Annotated in this window: 20 protein-coding genes; 9 read left to right on the plus strand and 11 right to left on the minus strand. The window is 45.5% G+C overall.

Translation table 11 applies throughout. The features are described from left to right. Positions 1-82 precede the first annotated feature (82 nt). From BLU30_RS12415 to BLU30_RS12425, 3 genes are read left to right on the plus strand one after another with little or no spacing between them, the layout of a single operon-like run. Positions 83-1,705: a putative manganese-dependent inorganic diphosphatase gene (locus tag BLU30_RS12415; protein ID WP_090246833.1), complete on the plus strand. Its 1,623-nt coding sequence runs from the start codon at positions 83-85 to the stop codon at positions 1,703-1,705. Positions 1,706-1,713: 8 nt separating this feature from the next. Further along, the gene (locus BLU30_RS12420; RefSeq protein ID WP_090246835.1) at positions 1,714-2,475 is read left to right on the plus strand and encodes an FMN-binding protein; all 762 of its coding nucleotides are present in this window, start codon (positions 1,714-1,716) and stop codon (positions 2,473-2,475) included. 23 nt (positions 2,476-2,498) lie between these two features. Further along, on the plus strand, positions 2,499-2,879 hold the full coding sequence (locus BLU30_RS12425; protein ID WP_090246836.1) for a helix-turn-helix domain-containing protein: 381 nt from the start codon (positions 2,499-2,501) through the stop codon (positions 2,877-2,879). 84 nt (positions 2,880-2,963) lie between these two features. Here BLU30_RS12425 and dhaM read toward each other — a convergent pair whose 3' ends face one another. The 3 genes from dhaM to dhaK form a co-directional block, all read right to left on the minus strand. Then, positions 2,964-3,347 carry a dihydroxyacetone kinase phosphoryl donor subunit DhaM gene (dhaM, locus tag BLU30_RS12430; RefSeq protein WP_090246838.1) on the minus strand — a complete coding sequence of 128 codons (384 nt, stop codon included), beginning with the start codon at positions 3,345-3,347 and terminating at the stop codon, positions 2,964-2,966. A gap of 1 nt (position 3,348) precedes the next feature. Next, a complete protein-coding gene (gene dhaL / locus BLU30_RS12435; RefSeq protein WP_090246839.1) occupies positions 3,349-3,990 on the minus strand; it encodes a dihydroxyacetone kinase subunit DhaL in 642 nt (213 codons plus the stop codon). 79 nt (positions 3,991-4,069) lie between these two features. After that, positions 4,070-5,062: a dihydroxyacetone kinase subunit DhaK gene (gene dhaK / locus BLU30_RS12440; RefSeq protein WP_090246841.1), complete on the minus strand. Its 993-nt coding sequence runs from the start codon at positions 5,060-5,062 to the stop codon at positions 4,070-4,072. 546 nt (positions 5,063-5,608) lie between these two features. Between dhaK and glpK the strand changes: the two genes are divergently transcribed. The 5 genes from glpK (at position 5,609) to BLU30_RS12465 (ending at position 11,111) form a co-directional block, all read left to right on the plus strand. Continuing rightward, positions 5,609-7,102, plus strand: a complete 1,494-nt coding sequence (glpK, locus tag BLU30_RS12445; RefSeq protein WP_090246843.1) for a glycerol kinase GlpK — start codon at positions 5,609-5,611, stop codon at positions 7,100-7,102. Between the two features lie 158 nt (positions 7,103-7,260). Next, positions 7,261-7,863, plus strand: a complete 603-nt coding sequence (locus BLU30_RS12450) for a glycerol-3-phosphate responsive antiterminator (protein ID WP_090246844.1) — start codon at positions 7,261-7,263, stop codon at positions 7,861-7,863. A gap of 125 nt (positions 7,864-7,988) precedes the next feature. After that, entirely contained in the window at positions 7,989-9,476 is a 1,488-nt protein-coding gene (locus BLU30_RS12455; RefSeq protein ID WP_090246846.1) for an NAD(P)/FAD-dependent oxidoreductase, read from the plus strand. Between the two features lie 3 nt (positions 9,477-9,479). Continuing rightward, positions 9,480-10,751: an NAD(P)/FAD-dependent oxidoreductase gene (locus tag BLU30_RS12460; RefSeq protein WP_090246847.1), complete on the plus strand. Its 1,272-nt coding sequence runs from the start codon at positions 9,480-9,482 to the stop codon at positions 10,749-10,751. Further along, a complete protein-coding gene (locus tag BLU30_RS12465) occupies positions 10,752-11,111 on the plus strand; it encodes a DUF1667 domain-containing protein (RefSeq protein ID WP_090246849.1) in 360 nt (119 codons plus the stop codon). A gap of 63 nt (positions 11,112-11,174) precedes the next feature. On the opposite strand, the gene BLU30_RS12470 is transcribed toward BLU30_RS12465, so the two are convergent. From BLU30_RS12470 to trhA, 3 genes are all read right to left on the minus strand, one after another. Beyond that, positions 11,175-11,807, minus strand: coding sequence for a chitobiase/beta-hexosaminidase C-terminal domain-containing protein (locus BLU30_RS12470; protein WP_176770938.1), 633 nt, complete (start codon positions 11,805-11,807; stop codon positions 11,175-11,177). Between the two features lie 8 nt (positions 11,808-11,815). Next, positions 11,816-12,238 carry a hypothetical protein gene (locus BLU30_RS12475; RefSeq protein ID WP_090246852.1) on the minus strand — a complete coding sequence of 141 codons (423 nt, stop codon included), beginning with the start codon at positions 12,236-12,238 and terminating at the stop codon, positions 11,816-11,818. Between the two features lie 82 nt (positions 12,239-12,320). After that, positions 12,321-12,974, minus strand: coding sequence for a PAQR family membrane homeostasis protein TrhA (trhA, locus tag BLU30_RS12480; protein WP_090246853.1), 654 nt, complete (start codon positions 12,972-12,974; stop codon positions 12,321-12,323). A 147-nt stretch (positions 12,975-13,121) separates the two neighbouring features. Between trhA and BLU30_RS12485 the strand changes: the two genes are divergently transcribed. Beyond that, positions 13,122-13,697, plus strand: a complete 576-nt coding sequence (locus BLU30_RS12485) for a DUF1836 domain-containing protein (RefSeq protein ID WP_090246855.1) — start codon at positions 13,122-13,124, stop codon at positions 13,695-13,697. Here BLU30_RS12485 and BLU30_RS12490 read toward each other — a convergent pair. The 5 genes from BLU30_RS12490 to BLU30_RS14380 all read right to left on the minus strand — a co-directional run. After that, on the minus strand, positions 13,694-14,788 hold the full coding sequence (locus BLU30_RS12490; protein ID WP_090246856.1) for a murein hydrolase activator EnvC family protein: 1,095 nt from the start codon (positions 14,786-14,788) through the stop codon (positions 13,694-13,696). The two genes, BLU30_RS12485 and BLU30_RS12490, sit on opposite strands and share 4 nt — an antisense overlap. 32 nt (positions 14,789-14,820) lie before the next feature. Further along, entirely contained in the window at positions 14,821-15,756 is a 936-nt protein-coding gene (gene ftsX / locus BLU30_RS12495) for a permease-like cell division protein FtsX (RefSeq protein ID WP_242873584.1), read from the minus strand. Between the two features lie 377 nt (positions 15,757-16,133). Beyond that, positions 16,134-17,054, minus strand: coding sequence for a cysteine synthase A (gene cysK, locus BLU30_RS12500; protein ID WP_207648015.1), 921 nt, complete (start codon positions 17,052-17,054; stop codon positions 16,134-16,136). A 70-nt stretch (positions 17,055-17,124) separates the two neighbouring features. Then, complete coding sequence (locus BLU30_RS12505) at positions 17,125-18,414, minus strand: O-acetylhomoserine aminocarboxypropyltransferase/cysteine synthase family protein (RefSeq protein ID WP_090246858.1); 1,290 nt, start codon at positions 18,412-18,414, stop codon at positions 17,125-17,127. Between the two features lie 76 nt (positions 18,415-18,490). Continuing rightward, a partial coding sequence (locus tag BLU30_RS14380) for a hypothetical protein (RefSeq protein ID WP_207648016.1) occupies positions 18,491-18,736 on the minus strand: 246 nt, incomplete at its 5' end.

The raw sequence follows: 18,736 nt of genomic DNA on the forward strand, positions 1-18,736 counted from the left end.
ATGTATAAAACTTTGTTTTATGATATCATTATCCTACTAAAAGCACAATTAAGACTATTTAAAATAAGAAGGAGAAGCTTAAATGTCCCAAGATATTTATGTGTTCGGGCATCGCAACCCGGATACGGACTCTATTTGCTCTGCCCTGGCTTACGCCAATCTCAAGCACGCCCAGGGTGTGCCCAATGTCGTTGCCGGCCGTCTTGGAAAAATCAATAAAGAAACCCAATTTGTCCTCGATTATTTTGGTGTTACTCCACCCCAACGTATTAGCGATGTTCATCCCCAGGTCTCAGATCTTAATTTAAACAATGATTCCATGGTGACCGAATCGGAATCCGTCCTCAATACTATGAACAAAATCGTCTCGAATCCCGGTCGTTCCCTTCCAGTGGTTGATGATGAGAAAAAATTGCTGGGGATGATTGCACTCCCGGATATTATGCAGGCCTATACCGATCCCTTTCGGGCATCCCTTCTTCGGGATAATGCAACGCCCTACCGTAACGTGATCGATATTTTAGAGGCCCGGGTTATCGGGTCTATTCCTGGCAAAATTATCAACGGTGATGTTTATAGCAATACCCAGCTCCATCCCTCAGAGCACCTGAATCCCCAGGATTTAATCGTCACGGCTTTAAATGATGGCTCTCTCGAAAAAGCGTTTTTAGCCGGTGCCCACAATATCATTATATCCAATACACCCAATGGCACCACTCCCCAGCTGCCCCAGGATTTCCCCGGGGTCATTATGCTCTGTGAGGCCCCCCCTTTTGAGGTCATTAGACGTCTCACCCAGGTTATTCCCATCGCTAATTTTGTCAAACGGGAAAAGCTGGAGTATTTTGTCATCTATGAAACCATCGACGATGTGAAGGAAAATATGCTGACCTCGGACCACAACCGCTTTCCCGTTGTGGATGAGGATGGGACCGTTTTAGCCTCTATTACCAAAAGCTCCCTTTTAGACTTCAAGCGAAAGCAAGTTATCCTTGTTGACCATAACGAGCGGGGTCAATCCATCGGCGGTATCGATGAAGCCGAAATTATCGAAGTCATCGACCATCACCGTATTGCAGAGATCCAGACTGCGGCTCCCCTTTATCTCCGATTAGAGCCCGTGGGCTGCACCTGTACCATCATCGCCCGTATCTATGAGGAAAAGGGAATTCCCATTCCCAAAGCCATGGCTGGCATTATGCTGTCTGCTATCTTATCCGATACACTGCTCTTTAATTCACCCACCTGCACCGATTTAGATCGAAAAACTGCCATGCATTTGGCAGAAATTGCAGACGTCGATCCCCAGAATTACGGTCAGAAAATGCTGGTAGCCGGCAGTAACCTCACCGATATGACACCCGAAGAAATTCTGAACACTGACCGCAAGCACTTTACCATGGGGAATTATCGGGTAACCATTTCACAAATCAATACCGGGGATTACAAGGGAATGTTTTCCCAGCTAAAGCCCGTGCTCTCCCAAATGGAATCAGATTGCGCAACGGGCAGTTTCGATTTGGCGGTGCTCATCGTCTCTGACGTGCTGCTGGGAGGCAGCGAGCTCCTGGTCGCTGGCAAGGCCCGGAAACTGGCAGAAGCGGCCTTTGGCATCGCGGAGGATGATATCAGTCAGTTTTTCCCGGGAATGTTCTCCCGGAAAAAGCAGGTAGTCCCCCCCCTTATGAATGCGGCCTCATTATAGGAGACTCCATGGGTAAGAAAATCACACTTTTTCTCTGCTTGATTCTGCTTTTTTTAACCGGCTGTACCAAAGAGGATATCATCAACAACAAAAAAAATGGCGCGGTGGATACTGGACTAGTGGCACAATACCAGGATGGATCCTATACGTCGACCTCCAGGGCCTACGATAGTTACGGTTACGGCCAAACCCTTATACTTGAAGTCCATTCTGGTATCATTACAAAAGTGCGCTTTTATGAACAAAACCGTACCGGCACTCTCAAAAATGATACTGCGAATACCTGGCTTTCCAAAAGCGACACCCCAACCCTTGCCGAGCTTTACAGCACCTTGGTCACCAAATTAATCCGTGCCCAAAGTGCGGATATTGATACAGTATCTGGCGCAACTAAAACCTCCCAAGCATTTAAGGACTTAGCCACTTCTGCAATATCCAATGCACAATCCGGCAGCACGGCTGTATCCAAGGTCGATTTAGACGACACTTATACTGCTACCAGCAGTGCCCCTTCAGAAACGGGTAGCATCGGAACATTAACCGTCATTTACGACGGCCACACCATCTCCGATGTCCAGTACGATGAAGTAAAGGATGGGAGCAATAAAAGCAACAATATGGTTTATAAACAACTTTTTACCGTAATGACACGGGAGACCTTAAAGCGTCAGGAACTAACACCCATAACCCCTGATCCCACATTCCCAGAAGAATACGCCACCTACAATGCTTTATTGGAAAACATCAACAGCCAACGGGGCGCATTTTAATACGCGATACAACGGAGAACATTATGAAGAATGATACATTTGGCAAGCGCTTCCGCGCCCTTCGAACCCAGAAAGGCCTGACCCAGGAAAAAATCGCGGATATTTTTTACCTGAACACCAGCTCAATTTCAAAATATGAAAAGGATAAAAGCATGCCTGAAATTGCTCTGCTTATCCAAATCGCAGATTTTTTTGGTGTCTCTGTGGACTATTTACTTTGCCGCACAACATGCCCATTACTGCTCCGTCCTGACAACGGGGCCTCCCTCATTGATGGAAATGGATCCCCCCATCTCCTGGATCCCCAGGCCTTTGAAACCCTTTTATCCTACCTGCGTCTGCCAGAGGATGTCCAGATGGAGATTTCTGATTTTATTTCTTTTAAAGAAAAGCAACGTCATTAGAAGATCTTTGGGTCCACTGCCGTACAAAAGTGAAGAAGCCGGAATTCCGCAGATGGAATTCCGGCTCTTTTTTACAGGCTGATATTAAAACTTCACCTGTTCTTTAACTTGTTTTAACACCTCTTCAATATGTTCCATTGAAGAGCCAATGGATGCTTCTACCGCACCGAAGATGGTCCCCTCGACGACGGGAGCATCAACCATTTTTATCTTTTCAGGATCTGAGGACATTTCAATGGCCATCTCTGTCGTCATAATGGCCGACCCCATATCCATCAGAACAATCACGCCGTCATCGGACATCACCTCTTCGATACCGGCAGTAATCTTTTCTAAATCCGTCCCAATGCTTCCATCCGCCATTCCACCAGCTGCTGCAATTTTAGCATCTGATGCCATTTGATGTGCCAGCTCTGCTGCCCCTTCTGCTACCTTTTGACTATGGGATACAACAACGATGCCGACCATATCAGGCACCTGCCTGCTGCGCGGCTTCCCGTGCTGCCTGAATCAGATAAGTCACCGAAGTGGCCCCGGGATCCTGGAAACCGATACTCCGTTCACCCAGATAGCTGGCACGGCCTTTGGTGGCTATAATGGTCTTGGTGTACTCGACGCCCTTCCAAGCGGCATCCTCGGCATCCACTAAGGCATCGGTAATGCTTTTTCCTTCAGCAATCGCTGCATTATAGGCATCTTTTGCCGGTACAAGAGCATCCAACATCGTTTTTTCCCCGGTTGTCGCCTTTCCACGGCTGATAATCCCCGCAATGGCGGCATCAAACATTTCACTGATATCTGAAGCCGACAGTTCTTCTTTACCCTTCATGGCCATGCCAGCTTTCATAAAAGCGGTACCGTAAAGGGGGCCTGACGCACCACCAACGGTGGACACTAATGTCATCCCAACCGATTTTAAAATATCAGCAATGGGCTTATCTGCTACTGTTCCAATTTTTTCTTCAACAGCCTTCATCCCACGATTCATATTAATACCGTGGTCGCCATCACCAATGGCCTGGTCCATATCTGTTAGTGCCTGGCGATGTTCTTCCATCTTATTATTGAATAAATCGACGAAAGTCAATACATCTTTCTTAGTTGCTGCCATATTTTACCTCTTTTCTAAAGAATGACAGGCCAGAAAGGCCTGCCATTATCTTTTTTTGTATCATTATAAATTGTTTTCCTTAATCCTGGGTCAAAGCGATGGTATCTGCAGGTGCTAAAAGCAGTGCTTTCATTTCATCATCAAGTCTCAGTAAGGAAATGGATGCTCCAGCCATATCGATGGAGGTCATATAGTTGCCGACATAAGTCTTTGCAATCTTAATTCCCTTTTCTGTCAATACATCGTGAATGCGTTTATTCAGAATGTAGAGTTCCATTGCTGGTGTTGCGCCACCGCCGTTGACCATTACAGCCACTTCGGAACCAGAATAATCAATATCAGCCATAATCTTATCCAGGAGGTGATCAACGATGGCATCAGCCGGCATAATTTTTTCCCGGCTGGTTCCAGGTTCACCATGAATACCGATGCCCAGTTCGATTTCGTCTTCTTCTAATTCGAAGCCCGGCTTACCCGCAGCCGGAACCGTAGAAGGCTTGAGGGCGACCCCCATGGTACGGACATTGGCAATGACCTTTTCAGCAACGGCTTTGACGGTGGCTAAATCTGCCCCTTCTTCCGCCTTGGCACCCGCGATCTTGTGGACAAAGATTGTCCCGGCAACACCACGACGTCCAGTGGTGTACAGGGAATCTTCCACTGCAACATCATCATTGGTAACGACATGATCGACGTCAATCCCTTCATCCTGGGCCATTTCAGCCGCCATTTCGAAGTTCATAACATCTCCAGTGTAGTTTTTAACGACCATCAGGACACCTTTTCCTGCATCAATCGCCTTAATTCCTTCAAAAACCTGGTCTGGTGTAGGAGAGGTATACACAGCACCTGCAACGGCCGCATCTAACATTCCCTTACCGACAAAACCACCATGCGTTGGTTCATGGCCGCTGCCACCACCACTGATGAGGGCAACTTTTCCAACCTTTTTTTCTGCTCTGACTAAGACATCAAAATCAGGAATTCGCTTAACATATTCAGGATGAGCGTCTACGATACCTTCCAGCATCTCATTTTCGACATTTTCAACATCATTGATAAACTTTTTCATCAAAAATTCCTCCTAAGAATTAAGACTTTTAGTAAATAATAGTATAACACATTCAATCTTTAATTACGATTATGTTTCACGAACACGACAAAATATTACTCTATTTAGACAAATAAATAATAATCTGAAAATAACAGCATCTTATGATTTTTTTCACAAACTGAATAAGGGTGTAAACTACATGAAAACCACTGATTATCCTTTCATTCTTATCGTTAAATTAATAACGTTCTTTTTTCTTTGTTCTCCCTTTACAAATCTGACCGGCTGTGCTATTATATGAGTGTAATCGAAAGCGGACTGCTCATAAAAGCAAATTATTCCCCTTTCGTAAAACAACATATTTTATATATAGGGCAGGAGACTGGAGGGCCGAGCTAAACCATTGCATCACATAAATTGAATATGTGCTTGTGCAAGTGTATGTTTAGTTGTCAGCCTTTTTTTTATGACCTCTCCACTCATCATCTTTTAATACTTCATTTTGGTTTAATCATGCGTGTCATGTTTAAATAATACATTTATAATTCATAGGGGGTTTTATTTATGGCAAAGTATGTATTGGCACTCGATGCAGGAACAACGAGCTCCAGAGCTATCTTATTCAATCACGAAAGTGAAATCGTTAGTGTTGCACAGAAGGAATTCACACAGATTTATCCTAAGCCAGGTTGGGTTGAACATGATCCCATGGAAATTTGGGCTACCCAAAGTGGTGTTGTCAGTGAAGCAATGGCAAAAGTAGGCGCTACCGCTGATGATGTCGTCGCTATCGGTATTACTAACCAACGTGAAACCACCGTCGTTTGGGACCGTGCAACTGGCGAACCGGTTTACAATGCTATCGTATGGCAATGCCGTCGTACTGCCAGCTATGCCGATGATTTCCAGGCTATTCCTGGTTTTGGTGATTATGTACAGGAAAACACTGGTCTGATCCTCGACCCCTATTTCTCCTCCACTAAATTACTCTGGATCCTCGATCACGTTGAAGGCGTTCGTGAAAGAGCAGAAAAGGGCGAATTAGCATTCGGTACCATTGATACCTGGCTGCTCTGGAAACTCACTGGCGGTAAAGTCCACGCAACCGACTATTCCAATGCTTCCAGAACCATGCTCTTCAACATCAAGACTCTGAAATGGGACGAAGAATTATGTGCGAAGTTCAGAGCACCCATGAGCTTATTACCAAACGTACAGCCTTCCTCCAGCAAATTCGGGACAACCACCCTCTTCGGTGGCGAAATTCCAATTACCGGTATTGCTGGTGACCAACAGGCAGCCCTCTTTGGACAGGCTTGCTTCGATGCTGGTATGGCTAAAAACACCTACGGTACAGGTTGCTTCATGCTGATGAATACTGGCGAATCTCCAGTAAAATCCAACAACGGACTCCTGACCACGATTGCTTGGGGCTTAGACGGCGTTGTCGATTATGCTCTTGAAGGTTCTATCTTTATCGCTGGTGCGGCTATCCAATGGCTGCGTGATGAAATCAGATTAGTCGATACTTCTCCTGACTCCGAACACTTTGCTAAAAAAGTTGCGGATACCAATGGCGTATACATGGTTCCTGCTTTCGCTGGCTTAGGTGCTCCTCATTGGGATGCTTATGCTCGTGGCTGTATTGTCGGTCTTACCCGTGGTGCTAACAAATGCCACATTATCCGTGCAACACTAGAATCCCTTGCATTCCAGACCAAAGACGTTTTGGATGCTATGGAAAAAGACTCTGGCATTACCCTGAAATCCTTAAAGGTTGATGGTGGCGCTTGCGCTAATAACTTCCTGATGCAGTTCCAGGCTGATATCCTTGGTGTTCCAGTTGACAGACCTTCCATCGTTGAAACCACCGCTATGGGTGCTTCCTATTTAGCTGGTTTGGAAGTTGGCTTCTGGGCTAATAAAGCTGAAGTAGCCTCCGCTTGGAAGATCGACCGCACCTTCGAACCAATGATGGATTCTGAAGTTCGTGCTAAGCTCTACAAGGGTTGGCAAAAAGCGGTTGAATGTTCAAAGGGTTGGGAAGACGCTGAATAAGCTTTTACTTTCCCATATGTAAAGATAAATGGTATTTTGACGAAAAACCTTCGGGTTTTTCGTCAAAATTTTTACAAAAAGCGAGAATTATCCCAATTAGCGGTTTACCTCTGATTGCCGGAGTGCTAGAATAATGACAGTGGAGTTGGAGGATAGTAATGTCAACAAGAAAGTGTTTTCTTTTGTTTCAAGCGAATCCAATCATCGCCGCCGTTCGAAATCCAAAAGACATCTACGACGCCGTTGAATCCGAAGCAGAAGTAATTTTCCTTCTGGGAGGCAACATTTACAATTTGAAGAAAATGGTGGATTTTATTTCTCAATCCGGAAAGCATGCTTTCGTCCATCTGGATCTATTAAAGGGATACGCCCAGGATCATTACTTCATTAAATACTTAAAAGAAGAAATTAATCCAACCGGCGTTATCTCTACAAGGAATTCCCTGGTGGCTAAAGCAAAACAAGAAGGATTGATGACCGTGCAGCGACTTTTTCTTTTGGATTCATCGGCTATGGATACCACTATCCAATCAGCCAGGAAGATTAAGCCGGATGCAGTGGAAGTTTTGCCAGGACTGGTTCCTAAAATTATCCATCGGGTTAAAGATGAGTTGGCTATTCCCATTATTACGGGTGGATTCATTGAAACAGAAGAAGAAGTGCAATCTTGTATCAATGCTGGCGCCATCGCTGCCAGTACTTCACACAAGCCCCTTTGGAATGCCCTTTCCCATATTGAAAAGAGTACCGAAGAGGTATAAAAGCACAACTGAATAAAGGCAACGGAGAGCCGCACATTTTTTTCTGACGTATGATTGGTACGGTATGGAATTTGTGTGGTTTTTTTATTTCTTGCAAGTTAAAACAAATAAGAGGAGGAGTTATTATGTATGATATTGCTATTATAGGTGCTGGTATTGCCGGTTCCTACATAGCTCGGGAACTATCCCGCTATCAATTGGATGTCGTGTTATTGGATGGAGAGAATGATGTAGGAAACCAAATCACCATGGCGAATTCCGCCATCGTTCATGCTGGGTTTGATGCCCCTTCTTACAAGAAAAAAGGTCAATTCAATGCCCCAGGCAATATTATGTACGAAAAGGTCTGCCGGGATTTAGATGTTCCGTTCAAACGGACCGGGTCCTTCGTCGTGGCTCATAATGAACATGAAATGTACAAATTGCATGAACTGTATCAAAATGGATTGAAAAATGGTGTGCCGGATTTACGCATCATGTTCCAGGATGAAGTCCATGAGATCGAACAGAATCTGAATCCCGATATCTGTGGTGCGTTATATGCAGGTACCGCAGGTCTGGTTTCTCCCTTTGAAATGTGTGCAAAGGTTGCAGAAAATGCCGTTGATAACGGTGTAACCCTGAAGCTCAACCACCTGGTTACTAACATTGAAGACCGGAAAGGCTCCTTCAAAATTGAAACCACAGGTGGCGATGTTGAAGCCAAATATGTCATCAATGCAGCAGGTGTTTATGCCGATGACATCTATAAAATGGTTGGTGACCCCTACTTTAAAATTTTAGCCCGCCGCGGTGTCTACTTCATCTTCGATAAAGAAGTGGGTGATTTAGTCCATAATGTTATTTTCCCCTGCCCGACTAAAAATGGTAAGGGAATCCTGGTCTCCCCTACTGTCCATGGTAACCTCCTAATCGGACCGGACGCCATGCCTGTGGAAAAGGGTGATATCAGCACCACCCAGGATCGTCTGGATTATATTAAAGAAAACGCACTAAAGAATTGTCCAGAATTGGGGCATTACTTTAACAAAATCATCCGCTCCTACGCTGGTACCCGGAATACCCCAGTGGCGGATACCTATACCACCACCGATGGTGACTTTATCATAGAAGAATCTCCCATCAAGGGCTTCGTCAATTTTGCTGGGTATGAATCCCCGGGTCTGACTTCTATTCCTGCCGCAGGCTACTATGTGGTTGAAGAAGTCATTTTGCCAATGCTCAAACGTGACGGCATTGAACCAAAGGAAAATGAAAAATTCAATCCTGTTAATAAGAAGCATATTTATTTCAACGAGCTCACGGATGAAGAAAAACGTGAAATTATCGCCAAGGACCCCAAATATGGCAAGGTCATCTGCCGCTGCGAAACCATCACCGAAGGCGAAATTTTAGATGTTATTCACAGAAGCGCAGGCGCTACCACTGTTAAGAGCGTGAAGAAACGCTGCCGGGCTGGTATGGGTCGCTGCCAGGGTGGTTTCTGTTCCCCCCGGGTAGTCGAAATCCTTGCGCGGGAATTAGGCTGTGAACTGGATGATATTATGTATGATGCCAAGGATTCTGGTTATGTCCTAAGCGGTAAAACAAAATCTACAGGGGAGGAAGCATAAGCAATGATCTATGATGTTGTAGTTTTAGGCGGAGGCCCCGCTGGATTGGCCGCTGCTGTCGAAGCAAAAAAAGAAGGCGCAGAAAATGTCCTTATTCTGGAACGTGACCGCGAGCTAGGCGGTATTTTGAACCAATGTATCCATAACGGTTTTGGGTTGCACACCTTTGGTGAACAATTAACCGGGCCGGAATATGCAGAGCGTTACATCGATATGGCCGCTGAGCTGAATATTCCCTACGAGCTGAACACCATGGTGCTGGATATGGTCGATAACGGAGAAACCAAAACCATCCATGCCATCAATGAAGACGAAGGGTACACCGCCATTGAAACCAAAACCGTCATCCTGACCATGGGTTGTCGGGAACGGACCGCTGGAGCCATTGGAATTCCTGGCTATCGTCCTGCTGGTGTCTTTAACGCCGGGACCGCCCAACGCTTTATCAATATGGAAGGCTATATGGCCGGTAAAGAAGTCGTCATCCTCGGCTCTGGAGATATCGGACTGATTATGGCCCGCCGGATGACCCTGGAAGGGGCACATGTCCAGGCCGTCTGCGAACTCATGCCCTACTCCAACGGTCTGACGCGTAATATCGTCCAGTGTTTGGATGATTACGATATTCCACTGAAGCTCTCCCATACCATTTCCTATATCCATGGGAAAGACCGCGTGGAAGGGGTAACCGTTATGAAGGTTGGGGATAACTTAAAACCGATCCCTGGTACCGAAGAATTTATTCCCTGCGATACCCTTCTGTTATCCGTCGGACTGATTCCTGAAAATGAAATCTCCCGTTCCGCCGGTGTCGAAATGGACCGTCGGACCAATGGCCCTGTGGTCTCTGAGCTGCGGGAAACCAGTCTTCCCGGAGTCTTCGCCTGTGGTAATGTCGTCCATGTTCATGACTTAGTCGACTTTGTCTCTGAAGAATCCGTCTTAGCCGGAAAGGGTGCCGCCCGATACATTAAGGGCCAGCTGACTGGGACTAAGAACTTCGATACCGTCAATGGTGACGGCATTAGCTATGTGGTTCCCCAGCACGTCACAGTCTCTAACCTGGATAAGGACTTGACTTTCTACATGCGTGTCCGCGGTGTCTTTGCTGATTCTGTTGTTAATGCTTATATCGGCGACGAAAAGATCGCAACCAAGAAGGCACCAAAATTTGTTCCGGCAGAAATGGTCAACTTTAAAATTAAAAAAGAAGTTCTCGAAAAATATCCCGATGGGGAAATCAAATTCGTCGTGGAACCGAAGGAGGCTAAATAAATGAAACGTGACTTAATCTGTATTTCATGCCCAATCGGATGTGCCATCACCGTTGAAGGGACCGATGGCCATTACACGGTTACGGGTAATAAGTGTAAAAACGGTGAAAAGTATGGGATTGAAGAAGTAACGAATCCCCAGCGTGTTGTTCCTTCCACCGTTGTGATCAAAGGCGCCTTAATGGCTCGTCTTCCTGTAAAAACAGCAGACACCATCCCTAAGGATAAAATTTTTGACTGCATGAAGGAAATCGATAAGGTCGTTGTTGAAGCCCCCATTAAAATGGGCGATGTCATCATCCCCAATGTTTGTGGCACTGGCATTGACATCGTCGCAACGAAATCCATGCCCGCTGTTTAATCCTTAAAAATACAAAAGCGTTGACTCCACATCTGTGGAATCAACGCTTTTGTTATAAATGGCCTATCCTAAATAATTGTAGTTATCCTGATTGAAATAAACCGCATTATCCCCTGAAGGTGCCATATTGATCTCAAATTTTTGTTCTTTCCCATCATTTCCCGTATAGGTCAAGGTTCCGCTTTCGCCATCACCATCCTCTGGTGCAGACACTGTAAATTTAGATGATCCCTTTTGTCCACCGATATTCCACTCAATGATTCGTTTAGCACTGTCAATCTCGATGGTATTTCCGTTCAACTCATAGGACCCCCGGATATTGCCAACAAAGACACGTTCAACATCCGTTAAAGTTTGTTCCTTCATTTCTTTAATGGTGTAGGTCGCCTCTGCAACTGGCCCCTTTGATCCATCGTTAATGGTAATGGCCTTTAATGTCGAATCATAATTAATGGCCAAAGGACTATCCTTTTCATATAAAAAGCTTTTAGAGGAGGGTTCTGAGCCATCTAAAGTATAATAAATCAGACAATTTCCCCCATCCCCCTCATTGGAAAGAATGACTTCTTGTTCCCCCATATATTCCCCGGATGGAAGGGAGATCTTCGTCTCTAATTTTTTTCCACCGCAGCCCACTAAGGCCAGGGATACAAATAGACAAGCTGCAAACAGCACACTAACCTTTATTTTCTTCATCACACACCTCATTTTATTGAATTTAAATCCTCTAATTGAAAAACAATTCCCTGGCAAAACTTTAAGTTGTCCGCTGGTTGGTTATCGATAATATCAAAATGATAATGGGGAATCGCAGTTTCATAATGCCAAACATATGGGCCCTTACACCAAATCGCTTTAATAATCTGTGCTTTCGCCTTTGCTGCCTGGGCGTGTACACAGTTACAGGCACAATCTTCAAATATGCCTTGGGGTGTCAGGTAGATTTCAGCGCCATCGATGGTGTTGACTTGTGCTTCTACGGCACCATGGAAGACGGTTGTATCATCGGAGTGACCGAATACAACAACCACTTGCGATTGGGCTGCCTCAGCAATTTCTGCATCGGTCATTTCATGCTTGTACTCCCGTCCATCAAGCTCCTGGGCGAAATCCGCTGCTGTTTTCATTTTCCTATACCTCCTTTTATTTATTACTATTGTATCAGACTTTTATAAAAAAAACAGCCCCCTAGGAGCTGTTGTGAAGGATTTAAACCATGAGCAAATAACGGAAAACCGCCGCAAAGTGACAGGCACTCCCCAACAAAACAAAGATATGGAATATCTCATGAAAGCCCCATCGCTGACTGAAATTGGGCTTTTTAAGGCCGTACATCACACCACCAATGGTATAAAGTACACCGCCTAAAATAAGAAGGACAAAGCCGCCTGTGGGGAGGGCTTCATACAGTGGTTTCAGTGCAAATAATGCAAACCAGCCCAGGGCGATATATAAGGTTGTATTGAGCCATCTGGGCATCCCGATCCAAAAAACCATCATCAAAATGCCAATAATCGCAACACCCCAGATGGCGGCCATCATTCCAATGCGCATTGGTCCGGTTAAGCAAAGAAGGCAAAAGGGTGTATAGGACCCGGCAATTAAAAGAAAGATCATGGCATGATCCAGCTTCTTAAGCCGCAGGAGTTCTCCCGCCCCCCGATTCTGTACGGCATGGTAGTAAAAACTTGTATAGTATAGACCAATCAATCCAATTCCAAAGGCCAATACGGAGCACAAGGTTTCAGGTGTCACGTTATTTTCTGAAATAATGAGAATAAGCATGGCAACCATTCCAACCATGGATAGGGCTGCCCCGATCAAATGGGTCCAAGCATTAACGGGTTCTCTGAATTTTTCCATTATATTATAAAACCTCCATATGTAGTTTTCATTACTACTTAATGTGTTGAATAAATACTATCATGTATATCAACTCCTGTCAATGACTGTTTTTTATTGCAAGTTTATAAATTCTTCGGTACAATAAAAGAAAAAAGGAGAAAACCAATGGACGAGCAACAACTAAACACCTGGCTGAACGCTTTGAATCAAGATGCCCTCAATACGGAGGATCAACTGCCGGATATTGATTTGTACATGGACCAATTGATCACCCTGTGCGAACAATACCTGAAGGCCCATCGGCGCCATCCCGAGGATAAACTCCTCACGAAATCCATGATTAATAACTATAGCAAACGAAAGATGCTTGGAACCGTCCATAAAAAAAAGTATACCCGAGGCCAAGTACTCATGTTGTATTTAATCTTTATGCTAAAGCCCGTAGCCTCCATTGATGATATCCAGCAGCTTTTTAGTGCCTTCACCACCGGGGATGGCTTCTCCCCAGAGGATCTTTTAGCGATCTATCCTCTCCTCAGTGAACGAATGGCCGACAATGACCGTATCTTTAAGGAAGAAACCCAGGCCCTTTGGGAAACAATAAAAAAAGAATCCGAGTCAGCCGAGATGGCACACTCCGATTCCTTTTTAATGGCTTTTTCCCTTTATAGTCAAGCTCTAAATTACAAACGACTGGCGGATAAGATGATTGATGAATGCCTCACCACACCACCCCATTAACCGACCCAGACACAACTGTTTTGATATTGTGGGAAATACGTCATGGGATCAACCATGGTCCCATTTTCCAGAATACTCAAATGAAGATGGGGGCCGGTGGAATTCCCAGTAGAGCCAACATAGCCCAGCACCTGTCCCTTGGTAACGGTTTGACCTGCTGAAACCGCCACGCTGCTCATATGCCCATAAATGGACCCGATCTGGACTCCTGAAGCATTTTGCCCATTATTCAGGGTGACACAAATCCCATAGCCGCCATTTTCTCCAGCCTGTACCACGGTGCCATCTGCAATGGCCAAAATCGGCTCGCCATTCCCCGGGGTGATGTCGATTCCCTGATGGTTGGTGGAGCCCACACCATTCGTAGCTCCCCAGGATCGCTGACCAAACCAGTCACTGATATTAAAGGCCTTGGGGTTGCTGGGGTCAATGGGCCAGTAATATTCCCCGGTCTGGATGATTCCATTCAATCCCGAAAGTCCCAACTGCTTCGCCAAATCTTCCCCCGCAGCATATTCGGCATCATAGGCTGCCTGCTGTTGTGCCAGCAGGGTATTGTTTTGGGCAAGAAGCTGATTCTGTTGGGTTTTCAGACTTTCAGCACTGGCCTTATCGGTTTCTAAATCCGCAATTTTAGATTCAATTTCCTTCTTGGTCTGCTCCAAAGCATTGACCGCATCCCGGTCACTTTGCATAATGTTTTTGACCTGGTCAATCCGGGTCAGCAGCTCGGTAAAGTTTTTGGAGGAAAACAACACCTCCATATAACCATCGTCGCCGTACATATACATAATCCGCAGACGTTCTTCCAGCTCAGCTTCCTGCTGGGCCCGCTTTGCTTCAGCTACTGCAATCTCCTGCTTCGTTCCTTCCATCTTTTCATCAAGGGCTGAAATGACAGCATTGGATTTACTGAGCTCCTCTTCAATCCCTTTGATGGTATTCTTGGTCATATCGATTTGATACTGAGTATCCTTAATCTTTTGAACCGCATTATTTAAATCATCAGTCGTTGCCGCCAGTGCCGGAACCCCAATGCACGATAGAGCAAAACATACACATAACAACATCACTAACATTTTTTTTGCCATAAAACACCTCCGATTATTTTTATATGAACGTCTTAAGCGTCTAAGTATTTTCGTATTGAGAATAAACTTCCGCAGGATCCAATGACCACGCCATAGAGCATACAGAACAATGAAATTGGCCCCATCAAAAGGGATGGCGACACCAAAGCCGTATCCATCGGGATGTAAACCGAATGGTTGACATAGGCGATGATGAAGTAGTAACCTGTCCGAATGACAAGCATTGCTGCCAATGCCCCAATACATCCCAGGAAGGTTCCCTCCAGGACGAAAGGGGTCCGGATATACCAGTCCGCTGCCCCCACGTATCGCATGACCCGGATTTCCCGGCGTCTCGCAAAACAGGTCAGTTTGATGGTATTATAGATAATGAAGATGGAGACCAGTGTCAGCACAATCAGCATAACCAAACAGAAAATATTACTGAATCGGCTGAACTTCATGAGGGCATCCACATATTCTTCACCGTATTTAACATAATCAACACCCTTATTCGTCAAGCCTTCGGCATAGGCCTTTACATCCTTAATCTTATCTGAGCTTGTCACCTTGATGGTGAAGGATGCCTGCATGGGATTATTGTTGCTGCTGTAACCACTCAATAGCCCAGCATAGCCTTCCAAGCTGTCTGAAAACTCCTTCAAGGCATCATCCGCACTTTGATAGGTGATTTCAGTGATGTCTGAACTCTTTTTCAGTTCGGTTTCCAAAGAAAGCTGCTGCTCCTGGGTGATATCAGACTTTAAAAAAACCTTGAGTTCCAAGGCTGACTCCACATTCTTTGTGATTTGCTCCAGATTGACGGAGAAAATGACAAAGATGCCTAAAATAATAAGGGCCGCCACCACAGAAAGCACCGACGCCATACTCATTAAATTGTTACGCTCAATACTCTGGGTAGTATCTCTGAACACACTTTTCAAAAAAGAAAAAATTTGAAATTCTCGCTGATTACCTTTACCTGCCAATTCCGTCTCCAAACTCTATGAATTCACGCCTCCCCTTTGGAAAGACTGTTCTCAGAAAATTTCTAAAGGCATATTATAAAAGCCTCTGATTAAATACGACTTAATATTCTACCTTGTAACTAATTATGTACAAATTGTAACATAAAGATTGAAAGAATTCAACACTCTTAAGAGATTCCCACAAAATTCCTGGTGCTTTAATTAAAAAAGACGCCACGTATGGCGTCATGGGGTAAAAGACAACAACTTGATACGAACCGACTAACAGGCGTAGTCTGTACGACGAGCGGAAGCATGACTGTTATACCAATTCACGAACAGACGCCCCATTGTCACAAAACCCATCGGACGAACATCCCTTTGTTAACGATCTCCGATCAGAGGCTCATGGAGAGATAACGATCCCCGGTATCTGGCAGCAAAGCCACAATGGTCTTCCCTGTATTTTCTGGCCGTCTTGCCAGCTCTGTGGCTGCCCAGACTGCGGCACCGGATGAGATTCCGACCAAAACACCTTCTTCCCGGGCAATGGCATCCTTTGTGCCAAAGGCGTCCTCGTTGGAAACCGTGATAATTTCATCATAAATGTTCGTATCCAGGGTATCGGGCACAAAGCCAGCACCAATTCCCTGTATTTTATGGGGACCCGCTTCACCCTTGGTCAGAACTGGTGAACCGGTAGGCTCAACCCCGACGACTTGGATCTTGGGATTTTGGGCCTTGAGATAGCCACCAACACCACTAAGGGTCCCACCGGTACCGACGCCAGCCACAAAGATGTCCACCGTTCCTTCAGTATCTGCCCAAATTTCCGGGCCTGTTGTCTTATAATGAGCTGCAGGATTTGCCGGATTAACAAATTGCCCTGGGATAAAGCTATTGGGTGTCTGTGCCGCCAGCTCTTCGGCCTTTGCCATAGCCCCCTTCATTCCCGTAGCGCCATCGGTAAGGACTAATTCTGCCCCATAGGCCTTTAACAGGTTCCGACGCTCCACACTCATGGTTTCTGGCATGGTCAAAATAACCTTGTAGCCTTTGGCCGCACCAATGGCAGCTAAGCCAATCCCTGTATTGCCGCTGGTTGGCTCAATGATGGTGGCCCCTGGTGTAAGAAGGCCCTTGGCTTCAGCATCCTCAATCATCGCCTTGGCAATCCGATCCTTAACACTGCCTGCCGGATTAAAGTATTCCAGCTTCACCAGAATGGTTGCCTTCAATTTATTTTCTTTTTCATAGTTGGTAAGTTCCAATAAGGGCGTCTGGCCCACCAATTCCGTTACACTTCGATAAACTGCCATAATTAGCACCTGCTTTCTTTACACTTATAGTTTATATTATACCAAATTTTTCTTATAACCGTCCAGAATCTCAATCGATGGCATCAAAGGCTTTTGACAGAGCCTCGATTAAATCATCCACATGCTCGGTCCCAATGGAAAGTCGAATGGAATTCGGCCGAATCCCACTGCCCTCTAATTCTTCTGCCGTCATCTGGGAATGTGTGGTTGATGCCGGATGAATGGCCAGGGATTTAACATCTGCGACATTGGCCAATAGGGAGAAAATTTCCAAATGATCAATAAAGTCTTTGGCTTTCTGGGCATCTCCAGCAATTTCAAAGGTAAAAATAGACCCCGCTCCATTTGGGAAGTACTGGGTATATAAATCGTGATCTGGATGATCAGATAAAACCGGGTGATTGACCTTTTCCACCTTGGGATGGGCCGCTAAATATGCGACAATCTTCAAGGCATTTTCCACATGGCGTTCCACCCGGAGGGAGAGGGTTTCCAGACCCTGGAGAAATAAGAAGGAATGGAAGGGACTTAAGGTTGCCCCGGTATCTCGCATAAGGGTCGTCCGAATTTTCATAATATAGGCTAAATTGCCGCAGACTTCTGTAAAAACCACGCCATGATAGCTGGGATTGGGTTCTGAAAGTCCTGGGAATTTATCATTCTGAGCCCAGTCGAAGGAACCGCCGTCAATAATGACACCACCCAATGCCGTCCCATGCCCACCGATAAATTTTGTGGCAGAATGGACCACCACATCGGCACCATGCTCCAGGGGTCTGAATAAATAGGGGGTTGCAAAGGTATTATCCACAATAAGGGGAATGCCATGCTCATGGGCGATAGTCGCCACAGCCTCAACGTCAATAATGGTTGAGTTGGGATTTCCCAGGGTTTCTAAAAATAAAGCCTTGGTGTTCTTCCGAATGGCCTGGCGGAAATTCTCTGGATTGCTGCCATCCACAAAGGTAGTGGTAATGCCATAATCCCTAAAGGTATTTTCAAAAAGATTATAGGTCCCTCCATAAACGGTGTTAGCCGAAACAATATGATCCCCCGCCCGGGCGATGTTCTGAAGGGCATAGGTGATGGCTGCCGCACCAGATGCCGTGGCTAAAGCGGCTGCGCCTCCCTCTAGTGCTGCAATTCGTTGTTCAAACACATCGGAGGTCGGATTCATTAAACGGGAGTAGATATTACCGCCTTCGGTCAAGCCAAAACGTCCAGCTGCCTGATTTGAATCCTTGAAGACATAGGATGTGGTGGCGTAAATTGGAACAGCCCGGGCGTCTGTGGCACAATCCGGGGTTTCCTGTCCAACGTGAAGCTGTAGGGTTTCAAATCGATATTGTTTATCACTCATTTTAATTCTCCTAACACATCTTTAATATAGTTTATTGCTATGTTTTGTTATATATTAAATCATTAATACATATATGTCAAGTATGTTTCTTGGGTTTTAAGAAAATTTTGCGCAAAAAAGAAAAGCCCGGTCTGGGCTTTCTAGAGCGTAGACAAAGTGGTGTAGCGCGGTCAGGGTGAGGATAAAAAAGATTCACCCCGGACCCCAGGCGCTGACGAACAAAGGGAAAGTTCTCATTCGTCAGTGCGCAAAACCTTCGGTTTTGATAGGGTTTAAGGCCGGTTAGCTTTCTTGATTTGATGAAAATCGAAACCGCCATCCC

The organism is Eubacterium barkeri (assembly GCF_900107125.1).
GTDB lineage: Bacteria > Bacillota > Clostridia > Eubacteriales > Eubacteriaceae > Eubacterium_O > Eubacterium_O barkeri.

What these genes read in the sequence shown, in the direction of transcription:
- BLU30_RS12415 (WP_090246833.1), top strand. Translation starts at nt 83, where the DNA reads ATGTCCCAAGATATTTATGTGTTCGGGCATCGCAACCCGGATACGGAC.
- BLU30_RS12420 (WP_090246835.1), top strand. Translation starts at nt 1,714, where the DNA reads ATGGGTAAGAAAATCACACTTTTTCTCTGCTTGATTCTGCTTTTTTTA.
- BLU30_RS12425 (WP_090246836.1), top strand. Translation starts at nt 2,499, where the DNA reads ATGAAGAATGATACATTTGGCAAGCGCTTCCGCGCCCTTCGAACCCAG.
- dhaM (WP_090246838.1), bottom strand. Translation starts at nt 3,347, where the DNA reads ATGGTCGGCATCGTTGTTGTATCCCATAGTCAAAAGGTAGCAGAAGGG.
- dhaL (WP_090246839.1), bottom strand. Translation starts at nt 3,990, where the DNA reads ATGGCAGCAACTAAGAAAGATGTATTGACTTTCGTCGATTTATTCAAT.
- dhaK (WP_090246841.1), bottom strand. Translation starts at nt 5,062, where the DNA reads ATGAAAAAGTTTATCAATGATGTTGAAAATGTCGAAAATGAGATGCTG.
- glpK (WP_090246843.1), top strand. Translation starts at nt 5,609, where the DNA reads ATGGCAAAGTATGTATTGGCACTCGATGCAGGAACAACGAGCTCCAGA.
- BLU30_RS12450 (WP_090246844.1), top strand. Translation starts at nt 7,261, where the DNA reads ATGTCAACAAGAAAGTGTTTTCTTTTGTTTCAAGCGAATCCAATCATC.
- BLU30_RS12455 (WP_090246846.1), top strand. Translation starts at nt 7,989, where the DNA reads ATGTATGATATTGCTATTATAGGTGCTGGTATTGCCGGTTCCTACATA.
- BLU30_RS12460 (WP_090246847.1), top strand. Translation starts at nt 9,480, where the DNA reads ATGATCTATGATGTTGTAGTTTTAGGCGGAGGCCCCGCTGGATTGGCC.
- BLU30_RS12465 (WP_090246849.1), top strand. Translation starts at nt 10,752, where the DNA reads ATGAAACGTGACTTAATCTGTATTTCATGCCCAATCGGATGTGCCATC.
- BLU30_RS12470 (WP_176770938.1), bottom strand. Translation starts at nt 11,807, where the DNA reads ATGAAGAAAATAAAGGTTAGTGTGCTGTTTGCAGCTTGTCTATTTGTA.
- BLU30_RS12475 (WP_090246852.1), bottom strand. Translation starts at nt 12,238, where the DNA reads ATGAAAACAGCAGCGGATTTCGCCCAGGAGCTTGATGGACGGGAGTAC.
- trhA (WP_090246853.1), bottom strand. Translation starts at nt 12,974, where the DNA reads ATGGAAAAATTCAGAGAACCCGTTAATGCTTGGACCCATTTGATCGGG.
- BLU30_RS12485 (WP_090246855.1), top strand. Translation starts at nt 13,122, where the DNA reads ATGGACGAGCAACAACTAAACACCTGGCTGAACGCTTTGAATCAAGAT.
- BLU30_RS12490 (WP_090246856.1), bottom strand. Translation starts at nt 14,788, where the DNA reads ATGGCAAAAAAAATGTTAGTGATGTTGTTATGTGTATGTTTTGCTCTA.
- cysK (WP_207648015.1), bottom strand. Translation starts at nt 17,054, where the DNA reads ATGGCAGTTTATCGAAGTGTAACGGAATTGGTGGGCCAGACGCCCTTA.
- BLU30_RS12505 (WP_090246858.1), bottom strand. Translation starts at nt 18,414, where the DNA reads ATGAGTGATAAACAATATCGATTTGAAACCCTACAGCTTCACGTTGGA.